Here is a 17,268-nt window from a genome sequence, read left to right on the forward strand (position 1 = left end):
TTGCAGATTGCCCCTGTCTTACTCTGCTAAGTGAATGCTTATTCTGCGATAGCGCTGCCGCCATCCGGGCGATTGATATCGAGCAACAGCTTTTCAGTCTTCGCATCTTCTACTTTGCGGATAAGCCGCTTGGCTTCAGCATTGTCACGCAGTGTTTTGGTCAGATTAACTGTGGTCTGCAGCAGCATCACCAAACCCATAGCAAGGTAGGCTTTGACCCAGATATCAATCTCAGAAAAGATGATACCCGCAGCTGTCATGCCCAAGGCGACTGCAAAGCTGAAGTAAGAAAAATTGATCCACATTGGAGTATGTTGATTGAAATTCTCGTTCATGATTATTTTCCTGAATAGTGTTAAAGTAAATAAAGGCGGGACAGATTAAATATCTGTCTGCTTGGTTCTGGCGCGCAGGCGCTCCAATACATCCTGACCTGAGGTTTTCAAAGCAACGCCACATCCCGCAGCCGCAAGTTTCTCGGTGACATATTCCGGGCTACCTTTTTCTTCCAGGTCCTTCATCGCTTTTAGTGTGTGGTCTACATGGGATTGCCGCTCTTGCAGGCGTTTCAGCGTGGCAGTTGCATCAACCAGACTGGATGTATCGCCCTCTGGCAGCTTGTGATGCAGCTTTTGTGCGCTGTCTTTAACCTGTGCAATGCGCTGGCCTTGCTGAAGGGTGCGAAGCTGAGCCTCGGCAGCATGTAATTGCTTGCGCAGGTCCTTGATCTGCTGATCAAATTCACCAAGCAGATCATGAGACTGCTTCTTCTCATCCTCCAGAATGGCGATGCTTTCTGCACCTTCCTGAGCCAGTGTATCCTTGCCCTTTTCAAGAGCCGTTACCACCCGTTCTTCCAGACCGCCAATCTTACTGGCGAGGCCTTGATGGCGTTTGCTTTCCGTATTCGCCTGTGCCATCGCCAGTGCCAGCGCTTTACGCATGGTCTCAACTTCCGTTACCGCCTCTTTAATCTGCTGGCGCAAAAGCAAAAGCGCGTGCTGGTCCATAAAGTCTTCACTGCGCTTGTTAGCTGAGCCACGGATTAATGTCATAACTTGCTTGAACATTTCGCCTCTCCGTAATATGAACATTGTTCATGATTTGAAAATACACGAAAATGAACGTTGTTCAAGTAAAAAATGAACGCTGTTCAAAAAGTGAGAGGTTGGCATGATAGGAAAGCGGGAAGCCAAGAAAGCAGCCATGAGAGAGAAGCTGCTTTCAATCACGCGCCAGCACGTGGTTCAGCATGGCCTGGCCAATATTCGTGCGCGCGATATTACCGCAGAAGCTGGTTGTGCACTCGGCTCTCTTTATACTGCATTCGATGATCTGGACGACTTGATTATTCAGGTAAACTCACAAACATTACAAGAGCTTGGCGAGCGGATAACGCAAAGCGTTCAAGCAAAGGACACTCCTGCTGATGTACTTGTCACCGCCGCAGTTGCCTATATGGAATTCGCCTACGAGAACAGAAATCTCTGGGAAGCTTTGTTCGACCATAAAATGAAGGAAGGCATACCAGTTCCAGAATGGCATTTACAGGAGCATCTGGTGCTCTTCAAGAACATTGCTGAGCCCCTTGGAGTATTGCGTTCTGACTTGCCCCCGGAGGAACTTGCCACGCAGGCTAAGACTTTATTTGCGGCAATCCATGGGAATGTTCTGCTTAGCGTGCAGGGCCGGTTCATTGCCGTTGAGAAAGAGGCCCTCAAACTCCAGATTGTGAATCTGACGCAGATAATTATTAAGGGCATGACAAGATAGAGTCTGGATCGTGAATTGGAAGATACCCAAATACCTACGTCAACACCACGTCAACCGCTGTATTCATTTTGAGCTGTACATGACATCGTTTTATATTGTTCGGCGTCGTTGAAAGTCGCAAGAGTTGCTAAGCTGTTTCAGAAACTTGCTATCTAACCTATTGATATTATTAAATAGTAGATTTTACTAAATTAGAGGCTCATAACCTGAAGGTCGTAGGTTCAAATCCTACCCCCGCAACCAAAGATTAAAACCCGTTATCAATTCGATGACGGGTTTTTTGTTGTCTAAATTTTGAAGCACGACAACTCCGATTACCGCACCCTAGCCCTCAGCTTTAAATGACTTGTCGCTATAGATGAAGCGGGGGCCGCGGCCGTAGCTGGAGGCGGCGTCGCCGGCGTTGTAGAGCTCGCATTTGTCCAGAGACAGGCAGCCGCACCCCATACAGCCTTCCAGCTGCGCTCTCAGGTTCTCCATGCGTGCAATGCGCTCATTCAGATGAACTTTGAATTGCTGGCTTAAGCGTTGCCACTCTGCTTTGTTTGGCGCACGGTCTGGAAGAAGTGTCCCGAGTTTACTACATCTGCCGTGACTTAGTTTGATAGGTAAGAAAGGTCGGAGTTTAACATCTTCAAGCACAGGGGCAACTCCCCCTCACTTCTTCCCCCATGCCAGCAGTGGTCCGAAGGTTACCACGTAGACCACGAATGCCAGGATCCATGCTAGCGCTGACACATCGTAAAGCCTTGTTGCGAGGTCTGGGAATAGGCCTGCGGAGAAGCGGAGGAGGACTGATGTGGCCATTGCGCAGTAGAGGAAGGTGGCACCGCGGCTTGCTTTTAGCTCCTGACCAGTATGGCCGAGGGTTGCGCGGGTCATGACGGCCAAGGTCATCATACCCAAAACACCAGCCATAAGCAGGTGTTGGGCTCCGGTGATGTCCAGCAGGTCTGGCAGTAGGATGGCAAAGCCAAGTGCAAGCAGACCCAGCGGCATAAACAGATAGCTTGTATGCAGCACCAGAACCAGAGGTTCTTTGAAAGTATACTGCCCTTTCCAGCGAACCAGACGTGCAAAGTGCAGCGCTCCGGCAACGAGAAGTACCACACCTGCCAGCCAATGATCTTGCAGCGCAGTCCAGACAAGCAGTGCGATCAGGAGGGCAAGCAGTGAGATCTTGTCGAACACCTGCATTGGGCTCGCTGGCAAGTTCTTGCTGCCTTGCTTCACCAGCCAGTTACGGGTGAAGGAGGGAATAATCCGGCCACCGATCAGGCCAACCATCAGAACCATGGTGGAGATACCCAGACGCATACCATAGCCCTGCGCTGCGTACCCATCGCTCCAGGCTTCCCAATGGAACAACAGATTGGATGCAATGAGCACGCCCAGCAAACCCAGCACGATCAGATTACGCCAGTTTTTGCCTGCCATAATTTCACGCAGACACGCAATGGCCAGCACCAATGGCATTGCAACATCAAGCGCGGCAACAACGCCTGCAGGAAGATAAGCGCCGAACAGGATCGCGGCACGGCCAATCACCCAAAGGCTGAACAGGACTATGAGTGGCCTGCCCACAATAGGCATACGCCCGGTCCAGTTGGGAATAGCGGTCAGCAAGAACCCTGCAACAACGGCACTTAGATAGCCGAAAAGGAACTCATGAGCGTGCCACGAGACAGGATCAAACGCAATCGGCAGCTCGATGTGCCCGGAAACGAGTGGTATCCAGAGCAGCATAAGCACGATTGCCCAGACTGCGCTGGCGAGGAAGAACGGCCTGAACCCATAACTGAATAGTACAGGGCCTTGCCAGGATCTGACTTGTTCCATAGTGGTCGACATGAGGCGCTCTTTTGGCTTTATTGATGCGCGCGTGCACATTCAGTGATCGATGCGTTAGAGCGCGTTCCGTTTGATTGCATTCAATCAGACGACAAGAATTCGCTCCACCAAAGATGCTAGAGCGCGATGCGTAAATGAAAATGAACGCAACGTGCTCTAGCTTTTACAGTCAGCTTCATCAATCTAACTCACCATGTCCTTGACTATTATTAAGTGCATTCTGCATTTATAGCATGCTCTCGAAAAGCGGGTCCGGTTTTCGGGTGAGAATATGCCTGGTCTAGAGCGTGTTCCCGAAAAGTGGTTCCGGTTTTTGGATAAGAATACGCGCGAAATTAAAGAGTTAGAGCTTGGTGCGTGAATGCATATGAACGCAACATGCTCTAATGAGAGGAGAGTGTCTCGATACGCCAGCTCGTCCAGGATATCTCTTAGCTGGCTTATGGCCATACAAGCACTGAAACCACCACATGGCATCCCATGCAGTGTTGAACCAGAATTCCCGGAAGTCGGGATGAGCAAGGCGGTAGGCAATACCTGCGCTACTTGTTTAAAAATGTTTCTTCAGCATTGGCTACACGCCTTGCCCGGGCTTTCTTATAATGAACTACGTCGCCTCTTTTGCCTATAAGGCACGATAGCCGGTTTCCCGGAAAGAAAGTGGCTTATCCAGACACGTTTCCATGCCCAAACAGTTCCTCCGTCTTTGACAAACACATCTGCAAAAGCAGGTTTTACTGCCGGTACGTCTGCATCCGTCACCGCGTGATACCCTATAGTCCTGGGCCCTTCCCCTCAAACCATGCGGTCACGTTTGAAGTTCGGTTCACCGGACCACTGAAAGGTGCGTTACGTCTTCCAACAGCCCAACCCAACCTACGACAAACTGACGGTCGCTCCGCCAGCAGCCCGTTACGTAGGCATAGGTTCAGAGTATGGGAGGAAAACACGAGGGGGATAAGTTTACCCTTAAAACCAGTCTAGTTTTCAGGTGTTCCAACACCTGCAATCCTGTTGCCTATGTTGTACTTGCCGCGAGGCTTTCTCATGGGCAGGCGCCGCACTTCTTCCAGCGTTTGTGCATCATAAACAATGACAGCCCCATCCTCTTCCCAAACCGAAACCAGGGCGTATTTGCCATCATCTGTGAACTCCACATGGGCCGCACGGGAGCCTTTTTGAGGGCGCAGGGTCTTTACAATCTCAAGGCTCTGCTTGTCTATCACCTGGATCGCGTCTTTGTCTGGACCAAAGAAAACATCTACCCAGACATAGGGTGAGTTCTCGTGCGTCCGGGTGAAGAAGCCGGAGCCGAGCATCTCAATCTGTTTGATGGTCTCCCATGACTTCATGTCTACAATGGAAACCAGCGGTTCTCTCAGATGCGGGGTGGCCATGACGGTCCGCTCACCCATCTTCCAGGTAGAACCTGAACCCAGATGTGGCAGGCCTGCCAAGTCCAGATCAGCAATCTTGTGTCCGATAACCAAATCAACCACCTGTCCACCAATGCCACTGGGGGAAGCACCCATCACGTATTCATCGCTTGGGTCGAGATAGAAATCTTCAACCAAACTTTTGACCGTGATCTTGCGCAAAGGGAACGGGTCTTTGTTAGGCGCAGGCCCCTCAACACGCCAGTCATGGGCAAATCCGTAATGCGGCGGATTAGGGCCATAAAACACTTCCCAAATGGAGGGCGCATCCTTCAGCGCCAACACAAAGCTCTTGCGTTTGGCGGCGAGGTAAACAGCGGAGACACGGCTTGGTGTGCCGTCCTTGCCTTGAACATGCTCTAGTTTCTGCGGGCTCAAATCATCAGCGGAGAGAATGACAAAGGTGTTGGGCAGATAATTCGCCACGGCAATCCACTTGCCATCGTGGCTCAAAGCAATATTCCGGCTGTTCAGCCCGGCACGAATACGGCTCACCTCCTGTAACGCGTAAAGGTCATACTTCAGGATCCAGCCATCGCGGGACATGATGTAGACGTAGCGCCCATCAGGGGAGAACTTGGGCTGCCCGCGTGTCCCGAATGGAATCTTGAAACGCGTCAAAACCTCGAAGCTGTCGCCATCCACCAGGCTGACAGAATGGTCGAGCGTCTCCACGACCAATGTCAGGTTCATCGGGTCGGCAGACCAGACAGGCTTCACAGTCGCTTTGTAATCATCGTTGGCAATCAGGCTCGCGGAAATCTGCTCAATCGACCATGTCGGTGCAGGCTTCAATGGCGTCTTGAGAAAAGCGCTGAGTGCATCAATCTCCTGGTCGCTCAGCATATCCTGAAAGGATGGCATCTCAGTTGCATTTCGCCCACGTTTGATTGTGTCTTGCAACGCCGTGCCGCGCATACTTCCCAAAGTTTCGGGAAGCAGAGCCGGACCGATCAGGCCCAAACGGTTCTCACCGTGGCACTCTACACAATGCCTTTGGTAAAGAGCGACAGGGTCGGCAAGGCAAGCAGATGCTGAAAGAACAGCCGAACCAAGAGCAACAAGGAGCCTGATCATTGAATAAACTCGAATTAGGGGAAAGTACCTCTGAAGCGCAGTCGCACTGCTGGTTCAAAGCCACGCAAAACAAAGGCAAAGCAGTTCATGCGTTTCACCTTAAATGCGAACTGCTTTAAGGGGTGACGGTCACCATGCCTATCATCTTCTGCGTTTCCCAATGCGGTCCACACAGATATTGCTGCGATCCCGCGCTCAGGAATGTGAACTCGAAGATCTCTTCAGGAAACAATCGATCGGACTCTTTCTCACCCGCCTCATTCAAATGAACGGTGTGGCTTGTCCGCTTATCAACATTCACCCAGCGAACGGTGGTGCCAACAGGGACAGAAAGTTTCTCAGGGCAGAACCGATACTTGTACATCTTCACGATTGTAACGCCATCCGCCTCAGCTGCCGGATATCCAAACATATCGACATAACGAGCTTCTGCTTTTGCACACAGTGCAGCAGCTTTGTCATCCGCCGCAACGGCAGGTGCTACCATAAAAAGACCCAGAAGAAGTGCGGAACAGTGAAGAAATCTTGAGTACATAAAGCGCCCCCTTGCAAATGCATATCCAAAAATCAGTTACTATTATTGACAAGGATACGCTCGGAAAAACTTAGAGCAAGTTCTGCATATCTCTGAAAAGTGGAAACCGGTTTTCGGATAAAGATACGCAAAAGCAAAAGAATAAAGGAGGATCCAACCTCCAGAAAAAAAGGTGGCCAATTGCTCGGCCACCCTTTGTGTTTTCTTAGCGTCCTACCACATTGATTTGGGCAGTTTCGTCATCCAGTGCCAGACTGGTGTTCAACGTCACGTGGTGGAAACGTGCAGCTGAGAAGTCATCATGGATAGCAAAGCCAACTGTGTAGGTCTTGCCAGCTTCAAGCAGCACATCACCTGGCTTGTCGCTTGCCAACGGACGGGAGAAGACCACAGTCCACATGCCAGCAGAAAGCTTGGCAGAAGCAGTGATATCACCGTCGTTTTGGACGCGACGCTCAAGCAGGTAGCCATTGGTTGCGGAACCGTCAGCATAGACGCGCATCAGATCCATGAAGGTGCCGTCAGCCAGCAGCTGGTCGATCTCTTCAGCAGATTTCAGCTTGTTCCAACCACCTTGAGCCTTACCACGACGCCCTTTGATCTCGACCTTTGTCCGGGTCTCACTCAGGTACTTCTGGATGGACTCTTTCGCCTTCAGCATCTCAGCAACATCACCGGAAGCAGCGATTGCTTCAGGGCCCGGATCAAACGGCATGTAAGTGTTGTCTGCATGGCATGTTGCCCAGCAACCAACCTGTTCACCCATCTTGATACCGGTGCCGGAGATCATCATGGCAACCTTGATCTGGTTTTCAGGGTCCATCTTGCCACCGTCAACAAATGGTGCAGGTGCATGAGGAGCATCTGGCCACTGCAGGCGGAAGTAGACATTCTCATCATCATGAGCAGCCTGCATCGTTGCGTTGATCACACCACGCTTCCCAGGAATAGGGGTCGGCTCGGTGTTGTCAGTGCCTTTGACGATCTTGTTGCCAATGTTGTTCAGCTCTTTCGCATGACAGGTTGTGCACTGGTCACCACCTTTTGTCAGCGGACGAGCACCACCGTGCTGCTTACCGTTCTGCACAAACTCGAAGGAAGCCTGACCAGGGTAGAACAAAGTCATGTCTACGCTGTCCACTCCGCTCCAGTCGATGTTGGCACCAACAGTGTCGCCTGCATCAGCAGCAGGTGCGTCACCGGCAGCTTTTGCACGTTCTTCAGCAACGGCCGCGTCAACAGCTGCAGCAATCTGAGCCTGTGTAGCTTCCTGCTGCGCTTTCTTCGCAGTGCTTGCAGCCTCAGCTTCAGCAGCTTCTTTGGCCTCAATGCGAGCGAGGCTTTCCATGTATTCTTTTGGAATTTCGCGAACGAAGTTCTGGTTTGGTGCTTCGATCATTTCCAGATATTCGTCAGAGGCACGATCACGAACGTTGGTGTGCGCAATACCCTTGTGGCAATCAATACAGGTCTGTCCTGTCTTCATCGCATTCAGGTGCTGCTGACGAGCGCGTGGCTTCTGGAATTCCGGCATCATGGATTCAAAATCATGACAGTTGCGGCATTCACGAGAGTCAGAGGACTTCATCCGTGACCATTCGTTTTTAGCCAGATGCAGACGTTTGTTCTCGAATTTCTCACGTGTATTGATCGTGCCGACCAGCTTGCCCCAAACTTCTTTGGATGCCTTGATCTTGCGGATGATCTTATGTGTCCAGTCTTTAGGTACGTGACAGTCTGAGCAAACTGCACCAACACCTGACCGGTTTACGTCGTGGATCGTGCCCTGGTATTCCTGATAGACGAAGTCATTCATCTCGTGGCACGAGACGCAGAATTCTTTTGTGTTTGTCGCTTCCATGGCGGTGTTGAAACCACCCCAGAAGATAATGCCGACGACAAAGGCCGCCAAGAGGCCACCTACCGGCATTCCCCATAGGAAATACCTGCGCCAGATCGGCTTTTTCTTTTCCGTATCGTTGGACTGGGTCATTTCCAGGCTCCGTTTTGGATTTTCTGTCGACCCATCCTTGCCGGGTCGTGTGCGGTCGGCTTTCAAGATACGGGGAGCAAATCCGCCATCTCCGACTGGTGTCCAGCCGTTGCAGTCTCGATACCGCTGATAAAAAAGAAGGGCGGGCGTGGTGCCCGCCCCTCAAAAGGATCGTTAGATCACATTAGGTAACGTGGTTCGAACGGATATGAACGTTGAACTTACCGGTTGGAGCGTAAAGGCCCTTAATCCGGGTTTTCTCTTCAAGGGTGTCTGCGTCGTAAACAACGATTTCACCGTTTGGAGCAAGAGAGTCGCCCATATTCCAGTTGGATACCCAAACTTCAGTACCATCTGCGTTGAACTCGAAGTGAACAGCAGCATTGCCTTCTGTTTCAGTAACCTGGATTGTTTTCACAATCTCACCGGTTTCTTTCGAGATCACCTGTACAGCCTGCTGTACTTCTGGATCTGGGTGTTTGGTCTGGTCAGCCCATACGTACTTGGATTTTGGATGTGTACGGATGAACAGGCCTGGGCCGTCAGTTTCAACTTCGTAACACTTCTTCCAAGCTTCATCCGGACGTCCTGCTGGGTCGTTTGACCAAACAGAAACAGTACCAACGCCGAGGTGGGTTGTACCTGCAACCGGACCACACTTAGGATCGTTCCAGTTAGCACCCGGACCTGGGTGTGGAAGAGCAGCAACGTCGATCATAGCTTCGAGCTTGCGCTCTTTGGTGTCGACAACAACCATTTTGTTCGATGCGTTAGCAGCGATCTGGAAGTAACGGCCTGTTGGATCGAAGAAGCCGTCATGCAGGAACTTAGCGGAGTCGATTTTGTCGATACGAAGGTTGTCGATATCGGAGTAATCAACCTGCCACATCTGGCCAAGTTCTTTAACAGCAACCAGCCATGTAGGCTCATTTGGAGTTGTGTAGATAGCAGCAACGCGGCTTTCTTCTACATAATCTCCGTCCACGTTCACGCCGCGGGTTGAAACAACCTTAAGCGGTTCCATGGTCACTGCGTCAGAAATCACGAAGTGTGGAGGCCAGTAAGCACCACCAATGATGTATTTGCCATCGCCGGATACGGCAACGTCACGTGCATCATAAGCAACGGTAACTTCAGAAACGAGCATCTTGTCTGGTGTCTGCCAGAGGTCGATTTTCGTCATCTTGCCATCACGGCCCATGGTGTACCAGAAACGACCTGGATTCTCAGGCTCTGCCAGTTTGTGGTGCTCGGATGCTTTGATCACGTGCACTGCATAACCGGTAGGAATATGAACCAGAACTTCTTTGGTGTCGCCGTCGATGACTGCAACTTTACCTGCATCACGCTCGATAACAACGAAGAAGTTTTCCCAGTTGCGGCCATGCATAGGCTTGGTTGGGTAATCTTTTTCTTCGACGTAAACCTTGCGGGTTTCCTTCATCTGAGCAAGTGACATCTCAGGTGGCTTTGGCGGATCCAACATAATGTAGGTCGCCATGTCTTTGATTTCTTGCTCGCTCAGGATTTCCGAGAAGTTGTTCATGCCGCCTTCTGTGCCCCAGGCGATGATCTTCTCAAGGCGTTCCTGACCTAGCTGAAGGGTACCACCTTCAGTGACGGTGCCGTCTTTGCCTTTTTTCTTCCAATGCGGCTCAAGGTTTTTACCTGTCGCGCCCTTGCGCAAAACGCCGTGACAGCCTGCGCACTGCTCAAAATAAAGCTGCTTAGAACGTTCAAAGGCTTCTTCGCTCAGTGTTGGACCTTCAGCAAATGCAGGTGCAGCTGCACTACCAAGCAACATCGCGAAGCCGGCCGCTAAAGCGTACCCTGACCCACGTCTCTTATTTTGTAACATTCTCAATCTCCAATGCTGGTGAGACGAGGTCACAGTGAATTGAACGGCCGCTGTCCTCCTTGACTAATGTTAAGCAAGAAAACTTAGAACCCCGCCCTGAAACATCACGCCTCAAAAAACCGCCGAAAACTCCCCATTTAGCCAAACTTGCGACAGAACGTCTCAACCGGGCTTTTCATTCAGTGGACAATAACCATGCGTTGAAACAGCCTTGAGCTGGAACTCGGCATTAAAACAGATAACGTATTGAAGTAATTGACTTTAATTTTATGAGCAGCTGTCGTGTGTGGCAGTCAAGGAGAATGACGAACGATCGTTCAGCTGATTCTTGCTTTTGAGACTCCAGTTTTGCGTACTTCCAAAAACAGGCCCACAGACTCGCACATAGTTTTCAACTTCGATCGAATTAAACGTTTATATTTTGCAGCGCTCTCTGATATATCTCTGGTGTGAGTGATTCTTTGAGCGTCACTTTTTGAGAGATAGTCGTTGTATTGAGGCGTTTTGAATGTTGGAGTTGGGGACCTGTTATTATCCTGAGCAATGGCCAGAAGCCATTTGGGCTGATGATGCGTATCAGATGGTTGAGCTTGGGTTGAAATGGGTACGTATTGCTGAGTTTTCGTGGGCTTTGGTTGAACCGGAGGAGGGGAAGTTCGATTGGGCTTGGTTGGACAGAGCTGTCAACGTGCTCGGTCAAGCAGGGCTGGATGTTGTTATGTGTACACCAACCGCAGCTCCTCCCAAATGGCTCATCGATAAGCATCCAGAAATTCTTCCCGTCGATGAAAACGGAGTAACACGAAAATTTGGAGCGAGGCGCCACTACTGCTTTTCAAACCCAATTTATCTTGAGTATGCGACAAAAATTGCGGAAGCATTTGCTCAAAGATATGGTCAGAATCCGTATGTCAAAGCCTGGCAGATTGACAATGAGTACGGGGATCACGACACAATTCATAGTTATTCGCCTGCAGCAAAGCGGGCCTTTGGCGAGTGGTTAGAACACCGTTATAGCTCAATCGAGCAGCTAAACGAGGCATGGGGAACATGCTTCTGGGGTATGAAATACTCCGCATTCTCTCAGATTGAGCTGCCGAACAATCTGGTGGAGGAGCCAAGCCCAACTCATTTGTTGGATTACTATCGCTTTTCCTCTGATCAGGTCGTTAAGTTCAATCGGGCTCAAGTAGATACCCTTCGGAAATTTGTTGGAAGCTCGCCAATCACGCATAACTTTATGGGCCACAATGCGGACTATGATCATTATGCCGTTGGTGCGGATATCGACTTTGCCTCTTGGGACAGCTACCCCATGGGTGCACTTGTCTACTCGCCGAAGGAAGATGCTGAGAAAGCAAAGCTTCTGCGGGTTGGTTTGCCAGATCAACCTGCGTTTAATCATGATCTGTATCGCCATGTTGGCAAAGGTAAAGCCTGGGTGATGGAGCAGCAACCCGGACCTGTGAACTGGGCGAAGCATAACCAATCTCCTCAGGATGGCATGATCCGCCTTTGGACGTGGCTGGCTTATGCGCACGGCATTGATGTTGTCTGTTACTTCCGTTGGCGCCAATCAAAATTCGCGCAAGAGCAGTTTCATACAGGTCTTCTCTTGCCGAACAATGAGCCCGATCAGGCTTTTAGTGAAGTGGCTCAAGTGGCGAACGAGTGCAAACTGCTGCCCGAAGCCGGTGAAAAGCAAAAAACACAGGTTGCGCTTGTCCTTGATTATCCATCTCGATGGGCAGCTCGTACCTTACCTCAGGGAGCTGACTACTCCAGCGCGAAAGTTGCGATGGATTGGTACGCAACACTCTCCAGGATGGGCGCGGATGTCGATATCATTGGCCCGCACTCCGATCTCAGTGATTACAAGCTGATCATCCTCCCGGATATGATCATAGATAATCCGAAATTTACTTCGCGATTAAATGAGGCAGCCGCCAAGGTCTTTCTGGGGCCGCGCTCTGGCAGTAAAACTGAACACATGCATGTTTCGGAGCCTTTGCCACCAGGCAGCCTCAAAGAGCTCATCAACCTTGATGTTGTGCGGGTGGAGTCTTTGCCTCGTTACAATCAAGATCAGTTTGTTTTCGAGGGGGAGCATGGAAATGTTACCAACTGGCGGGAGAGCATTAAGGCCTCTGAGGAGGTCTTAGGGCACTTCAGGTCCGATTATCGCGATGGGCATCCGGCATTGGTTGGTAATCAGAAATGCATCTATGCAGCGGCACACGTTGACGATGCTTTGCAGGAAAGAATAGCAGCTTATCTTGTGAAATGGGCGGACGTTGAGTTGCATGCAGGCCTACAAGAAGGTCTCCGTATTACGTGTCGCGGACAGCTTAAGTTTGCGTTCAACTTCACCAATGAAACCAAGTATCTGAATCTGCCGGAAGCGGCGGTGATCTATGTAGGGGCAGAGCACATATCGGCCTTTGGAGTTGTAATCTGGTCAGACAGTCCGATTGAGTGAGTAAGGTGATCAAAACATAAGTAGCTTTACATATAAAATTAAACGTTTATATTTTGAGTGGCCTTGCTCAGCTTCGGGGGGAGATCCATGGCAGGCGTAGATATCAAGCAGCTTTACAAAAGCTTCGGCAAGACAGAAGTGCTCACCGGGATCGATCTGAGTATCCGGGATGGAGAGTTCGTCAGCTTCCTTGGTCCGTCTGGATGCGGAAAGACGACGCTCCTGCGTTCCATTGCAGGGCTTGAAGAGGTGTCTGGTGGCTCTGTCAGGTTGGGAGAGCGTAACATAACGCAGTTGCCGCCTGCAAAGCGGGATATTGCGATGGTGTTTCAGAACTACGCGCTCTATCCGCACATGAACGTCTACAAGAACCTGTCTTTCGGTCTTTCCTTAAATGGTGTCCCTAAAGTGGAGATTGAAGAACGAGTACAGACTGCCGCACGAATTCTGCAAATTTCCGACCTTTTGAAACGCCGCCCAAGACAGCTTTCGGGTGGACAGCGTCAGCGCGTGGCTATTGGGCGTGCCATTGTCCGTGATCCTAAATTATTCCTCTTGGATGAGCCTCTGTCCAATCTGGATGCAGGTCTTAGAGTGAGCATGCGGGTGGAACTTGCCAGTCTTCACCGCCGTCTGGGTGTGACTATGATTTACGTCACGCATGATCAGGTAGAAGCAATGACGCTTTCTAGTCGTGTCGTTGTTCTGAACAAAGGAGTGGTGGCACAGTTCGGTACACCGCTTGAGTTGTTTTATGCTCCGCAAAACCTGTTTGTTGCCGGTTTCATCGGTTCACCCAAGATGAACATGATGAAAGTAAACGCCAATGCTATCAATGAGATGAGTATCGCACTCACATCAGAAAGCATTTCTGGCTCTATTTCGTTTCAGTTAAGTGCTCCCGTGCAACAAGTCCCCGAACAGCCTCACACTTTTGGTATTCGCCCAGAAAATGTGGGGCTGGTTGAGGAAGCCGAGTCTCATATGAGCGGCAACGTGGAACTGGTCGAACGATTGGGAACAGAAAGCCAGGTTCATGTTCGTTTGGACTCTGGTCAGGGGCTCACGGCCGTCACCAGAGGAACGCATCCGGTCAATATGGGCGACAGGGTCCATCTCAATTTTCCAGCAGAGCACTGCCATCTTTTTAGTCCTGAGGGGGAGGCCTATCCACGCAAGTTGGATGGGGAAACGCGTTCATTGATTGAACGTCAGGAGACTGCAGCACTTTGCATTGCATAGAAGGAGGAGAGGAATGAAAAAGCGTCTGAAACAATTAGCGATGGTGACAGCAGTTACCTCAATGGCTTTGGGAGGAGCCAGTGCTGCATTCGCAGAAGAGGTGCTCCGCTTTGCAACATGGAACAGCAGCGAGAACCTCGCTATTCTACAGGAAATCTCAAAGCGTTTTGAAGCTGCAAATCCCGGCGTAAAAGTGCAGGTAGAATCCTACGGTGATGGTTATGACAAGAAGCTCATTGCAGCATTCGGGGCCGGAAACCCACCTGATGTTATGTACATGTGGAACTACCCTAAATACTACAAGTCTCTGATGCCTCTTGACGAGTTGATGGCGCGTGATGCTGAGAGCATGGATCTTGAGGATATTCCTGCGGGCCTAATCAATACCACGCGGATAGAAGGCAAGGCCTACGGCATTCCTGCGGGCTTCACCACTCATGTCGTCTTCTACAACAAAGATATGTTTGAAGCTGCTGGTGTTGCCGAGCCAAAAACAGGATGGACTTGGTCAGATCTGCGTGAAAAAGCCGCGCAATTCCGCGACGAGGGCAGTAAGACCTATGGTTTTGCTGTGGAAGCCAAGCCAGATCCATATGACTATGAGCAGTTCTTCTGGTCCAACGGTACGCGCTTTATTGCGGAAGATGGCAGTTCAGTTGATGGATACATGAACAGTCCGGAAGCTGTCGAAGTGCTGACCATGTTTGCTGAAATGGCGAAAAACGAAGAGGCAACGGTTCTCGGCATTGGTGATAGCACCTCTGGCTCTGCACTCTTTAAAGGTAGCAAACTGGCCATGTTCCAGAGTGCGATGTGGTCCAAGGGGGGCATTGACAAAGCAGGCATAAACTATGGTGTTGCCATGTTACCTGCGTTTGGTGACAAGCCTGTTCATTCATCAATCGGCGCCTCTGCTATGTCCGTCGCGAAGGCGACGAAAAATCCTGAGCTGGCTTGGGAATTTGTTAAATTCTACGCCTCCCCAGAGGCCGTCAAGTTGCGTGAAAACGACTTACCAATCCGCACAAGTGTCGCTGAAGAGATGAACCTTACAGCTGACCCGATCTACAAGCCATTTTTTGAAATGCTGGCCCTTTCTGATCGGGAATCCAACGCGTTTCTCAAGCACAAAAACTGGAGCAAGATCCAGACTAATCTTGAACGTGCGATTGAGGCGACCATGATCGAAAAAGGTAACGCTAAGAAACACTTGGACAGTGCTGTCGCGCGCTCTAAGCGTCACCTGAAATAAGAATTGTTGGGGGAGGGAGAGATGTCTACATTGGTCGTGCAGGATGAAGCATCTGAGGAGCGGCATCGCTTCATCGAAAAGCTAACACCATATCTATTCATCTCTCCCTGGATCTTGGGCTTCCTGTTTTTCACATTGGGGCCGCTCATCTTCTCGTTCATCATGAGCTTTTATGACTGGCCTGTGGTGGGAGAGCGTACATTTGTTGGGCTACAGAATTACGAGGTGATGCTGACAGAAGATCCGCTGTTCTGGGACAGTCTCTGGATTACCGTCAAGTTCGGTCTGTTCTTCGTGCCATTTAATGTGATCCTTGGATTGTTGCTGGCTGTACTGCTCAATCAGAAAGTCTTTGGCACAGGCGTCTTTAGAACGATCTTCTATCTGCCCTCGGTAATCTCCGGCGTTGCGCTGGTAACCATCTGGGCGTGGATCTACAGCCACGAATACGGCATCCTGAACTTTCTGCTTGGATTGGCAGGTATCGAAGGGCCGAATTGGTTGGGGGATCCAAACTGGTCGCTGCTGGCTATCGTGATTGCATCTCTTTGGGGCCTGGGCGGCACCATGCTCATATTGCTGACTGGCCTGCAATCCATCCCGAAAGAACTTTACGAGGCGGCCAAAATGTCTGGTGTGCCAGCGTGGGCACGACTTATCTATATTACCATCCCAATGCTCTCACCCATGCTGCTTTTCACTGTGATCACGTCGATCATCTCAGCCTTTCAGCAACTCACAATTGCGCTGTTGCTTACCGGTGGTGGACCATTGGAGAGCACCTATTTCTTCGCCATGTACATTTACGACAATGCCTTCAAGTATTTCGAGATGGGTTTTGCTGCTGCAAACTCATGGGTCATGTTCCTGATCATTCTTGTCCTGTCCATGTTGGTCCTGAAATCATCTTCCGCGTGGGTTTACTATGAAGGGGAGATGAAGAACTCGGAGGCAGCTGATGACTAGAGCTCTCACATATGGCGCCCTGCTGTTTCTCTCAGCAATGTTCATCATACCGTTCTATTGGACATTCATCACGGCAGTAAAAAGCATTGGCGAGCTCTATCAGTTCCCGCCAGTCTTCTGGCCCGATGAGGTTATGTGGGATAATTTTGTCACCGCTTGGTTCAAGCAACCATTCGATGTCTATCTCAAGAATTCTGTGATTGTGGTGATCCTTTCCACCATCGGGCAATTGTTTTCCTGCTCTCTGGTAGCTTTCGGTTTTGCCCGCTTCAAGTTCAGAGGCCGAGATGCCATTTTCGTCCTGTTGCTCTCCACCATGATGATCCCGTGGGATGTGAAAATGATCCCGCTTTACATGGAGTTCAACATGCTCGGCTGGATCAACACACTCAAACCACTGATCGTTCCGGCCTACTTCGCAGATGCGTTCTTCGTGTTCCTGCTGCGCCAGTACATCATGACTGTACCCATCGAGATTGACGAAGCCGCCCGCATGGATGGCGCCAACTCCTGGCAAATCTATTGGCGTATTCATCTGCCGTTGATGATGCCTGCTCTGGTGTTGGTTGGCACGTTCCACTTCATGAACGCGTGGAACGACTATCTCGGTCCGCTGATCTATCTGAACGACCAATCCAAATATACACTCACGCTGGGCCTTTCCATGTTCAAAGGTCTGCATGAAACGGACATCACGTCCATCGCGGCCATTACTGTGGTTCTTTGCATCCCGCCGCTGATCCTGTTCTTTTTTGCGCAGCGCTACATCATGGACGGCTCAATCGGCTCCTCGGTGAAAGGATAAG

Annotated in this window: 14 protein-coding genes and 1 pseudogene; 6 read left to right on the plus strand and 9 right to left on the minus strand. The window is 50.5% G+C overall.

Annotation, left to right across the window (positions count from 1 at the left end; all coding sequences use genetic code 11):
* Positions 1-38 precede the first annotated feature (38 nt).
* On the minus strand, positions 39-335 hold the full coding sequence (locus DHN43_RS16215) for a YiaA/YiaB family inner membrane protein (protein ID WP_108819295.1): 297 nt from the start codon (positions 333-335) through the stop codon (positions 39-41).
* A 45-nt stretch (positions 336-380) separates the two neighbouring features.
* Positions 381-1,070 carry a PspA/IM30 family protein gene (locus DHN43_RS16220; RefSeq protein ID WP_159096892.1) on the minus strand — a complete coding sequence of 230 codons (690 nt, stop codon included), beginning with the start codon at positions 1,068-1,070 and terminating at the stop codon, positions 381-383.
* Between the two features lie 103 nt (positions 1,071-1,173).
* Between DHN43_RS16220 and DHN43_RS16225 the strand changes: the two genes are divergently transcribed.
* Positions 1,174-1,773, plus strand: a complete 600-nt coding sequence (locus DHN43_RS16225; RefSeq protein ID WP_108819297.1) for a TetR/AcrR family transcriptional regulator — start codon at positions 1,174-1,176, stop codon at positions 1,771-1,773.
* A 324-nt stretch (positions 1,774-2,097) separates the two neighbouring features.
* On the opposite strand, the gene DHN43_RS16230 is transcribed toward DHN43_RS16225, so the two are convergent.
* The 7 genes and pseudogenes from DHN43_RS16230 to DHN43_RS16255 all read right to left on the minus strand — a co-directional run bounded on the left by DHN43_RS16230 (position 2,098) and on the right by DHN43_RS16255 (position 10,523).
* The gene (locus tag DHN43_RS16230) at positions 2,098-2,415 is read right to left on the minus strand and encodes a hypothetical protein (protein ID WP_208995453.1); all 318 of its coding nucleotides are present in this window, start codon (positions 2,413-2,415) and stop codon (positions 2,098-2,100) included.
* 15 nt (positions 2,416-2,430) lie between these two features.
* The gene (locus tag DHN43_RS16235; protein ID WP_108819481.1) at positions 2,431-3,624 is read right to left on the minus strand and encodes an NnrS family protein; all 1,194 of its coding nucleotides are present in this window, start codon (positions 3,622-3,624) and stop codon (positions 2,431-2,433) included.
* Positions 3,625-4,604: 980 nt separating this feature from the next.
* Positions 4,605-6,137, minus strand: a complete 1,533-nt coding sequence (locus tag DHN43_RS16240) for a nitrite reductase (RefSeq protein WP_108819298.1) — start codon at positions 6,135-6,137, stop codon at positions 4,605-4,607.
* Between the two features lie 115 nt (positions 6,138-6,252).
* Positions 6,253-6,624, minus strand: coding sequence for a cupredoxin domain-containing protein (locus DHN43_RS16245; protein WP_208995454.1), 372 nt, complete (start codon positions 6,622-6,624; stop codon positions 6,253-6,255).
* A gap of 253 nt (positions 6,625-6,877) precedes the next feature.
* Positions 6,878-8,071 carry an ethylbenzene dehydrogenase-related protein gene (locus DHN43_RS27430; protein WP_306418674.1) on the minus strand — a complete coding sequence of 398 codons (1,194 nt, stop codon included), beginning with the start codon at positions 8,069-8,071 and terminating at the stop codon, positions 6,878-6,880.
* 39 nt (positions 8,072-8,110) lie between these two features.
* Positions 8,111-8,602: pseudogene (locus DHN43_RS27435) on the minus strand (NapC/NirT family cytochrome c); the annotation flags it as partial.
* Between the two features lie 247 nt (positions 8,603-8,849).
* The gene (locus DHN43_RS16255) at positions 8,850-10,523 is read right to left on the minus strand and encodes a cytochrome D1 domain-containing protein (protein ID WP_208995455.1); all 1,674 of its coding nucleotides are present in this window, start codon (positions 10,521-10,523) and stop codon (positions 8,850-8,852) included.
* A gap of 508 nt (positions 10,524-11,031) precedes the next feature.
* Between DHN43_RS16255 and DHN43_RS16260 the strand changes: the two genes are divergently transcribed.
* From DHN43_RS16260 to DHN43_RS16280, 5 genes are all read left to right on the plus strand, one after another.
* Positions 11,032-13,002, plus strand: coding sequence for a beta-galactosidase (locus tag DHN43_RS16260; RefSeq protein ID WP_108819302.1), 1,971 nt, complete (start codon positions 11,032-11,034; stop codon positions 13,000-13,002).
* 87 nt (positions 13,003-13,089) lie between these two features.
* Positions 13,090-14,244 carry an ABC transporter ATP-binding protein gene (locus tag DHN43_RS16265; protein WP_108819303.1) on the plus strand — a complete coding sequence of 385 codons (1,155 nt, stop codon included), beginning with the start codon at positions 13,090-13,092 and terminating at the stop codon, positions 14,242-14,244.
* 13 nt (positions 14,245-14,257) lie between these two features.
* Entirely contained in the window at positions 14,258-15,496 is a 1,239-nt protein-coding gene (locus tag DHN43_RS16270; RefSeq protein ID WP_108819304.1) for an ABC transporter substrate-binding protein, read from the plus strand.
* A gap of 21 nt (positions 15,497-15,517) precedes the next feature.
* Positions 15,518-16,462 carry a carbohydrate ABC transporter permease gene (locus tag DHN43_RS16275; protein ID WP_063306235.1) on the plus strand — a complete coding sequence of 315 codons (945 nt, stop codon included), beginning with the start codon at positions 15,518-15,520 and terminating at the stop codon, positions 16,460-16,462.
* Positions 16,455-17,267, plus strand: coding sequence for a carbohydrate ABC transporter permease (locus tag DHN43_RS16280; protein ID WP_057464118.1), 813 nt, complete (start codon positions 16,455-16,457; stop codon positions 17,265-17,267). Before DHN43_RS16275 ends, DHN43_RS16280 begins: the two co-directional genes overlap by 8 nt.
* Position 17,268: the final 1 nt, after the last annotated feature.

Origin of the sequence: Pseudovibrio sp. Alg231-02, from assembly GCF_900143565.1 — a bacterium.
GTDB lineage: Bacteria > Pseudomonadota > Alphaproteobacteria > Rhizobiales > Stappiaceae > Pseudovibrio.

Excerpts from the sequence above, each read along its gene's own strand:
- DHN43_RS16215 (WP_108819295.1), bottom strand. The coding sequence starts at position 335 with ATGAACGAGAATTTCAATCAACATACTCCAATGTGGATCAATTTTTCT.
- DHN43_RS16220 (WP_159096892.1), bottom strand. The coding sequence starts at position 1,070 with ATGTTCAAGCAAGTTATGACATTAATCCGTGGCTCAGCTAACAAGCGC.
- DHN43_RS16225 (WP_108819297.1), top strand. The coding sequence starts at position 1,174 with ATGATAGGAAAGCGGGAAGCCAAGAAAGCAGCCATGAGAGAGAAGCTG.
- DHN43_RS16235 (WP_108819481.1), bottom strand. The coding sequence starts at position 3,624 with ATGTCGACCACTATGGAACAAGTCAGATCCTGGCAAGGCCCTGTACTA.
- DHN43_RS16240 (WP_108819298.1), bottom strand. The coding sequence starts at position 6,137 with ATGATCAGGCTCCTTGTTGCTCTTGGTTCGGCTGTTCTTTCAGCATCT.
- DHN43_RS16245 (WP_208995454.1), bottom strand. The coding sequence starts at position 6,624 with ATGGTAGCACCTGCCGTTGCGGCGGATGACAAAGCTGCTGCACTGTGT.
- DHN43_RS27430 (WP_306418674.1), bottom strand. The coding sequence starts at position 8,071 with ATGATCGAAGCACCAAACCAGAACTTCGTTCGCGAAATTCCAAAAGAA.
- DHN43_RS16255 (WP_208995455.1), bottom strand. The coding sequence starts at position 10,523 with ATGTTACAAAATAAGAGACGTGGGTCAGGGTACGCTTTAGCGGCCGGC.
- DHN43_RS16260 (WP_108819302.1), top strand. The coding sequence starts at position 11,032 with ATGTTGGAGTTGGGGACCTGTTATTATCCTGAGCAATGGCCAGAAGCC.
- DHN43_RS16265 (WP_108819303.1), top strand. The coding sequence starts at position 13,090 with ATGGCAGGCGTAGATATCAAGCAGCTTTACAAAAGCTTCGGCAAGACA.
- DHN43_RS16270 (WP_108819304.1), top strand. The coding sequence starts at position 14,258 with ATGAAAAAGCGTCTGAAACAATTAGCGATGGTGACAGCAGTTACCTCA.
- DHN43_RS16275 (WP_063306235.1), top strand. The coding sequence starts at position 15,518 with ATGTCTACATTGGTCGTGCAGGATGAAGCATCTGAGGAGCGGCATCGC.
- DHN43_RS16280 (WP_057464118.1), top strand. The coding sequence starts at position 16,455 with ATGACTAGAGCTCTCACATATGGCGCCCTGCTGTTTCTCTCAGCAATG.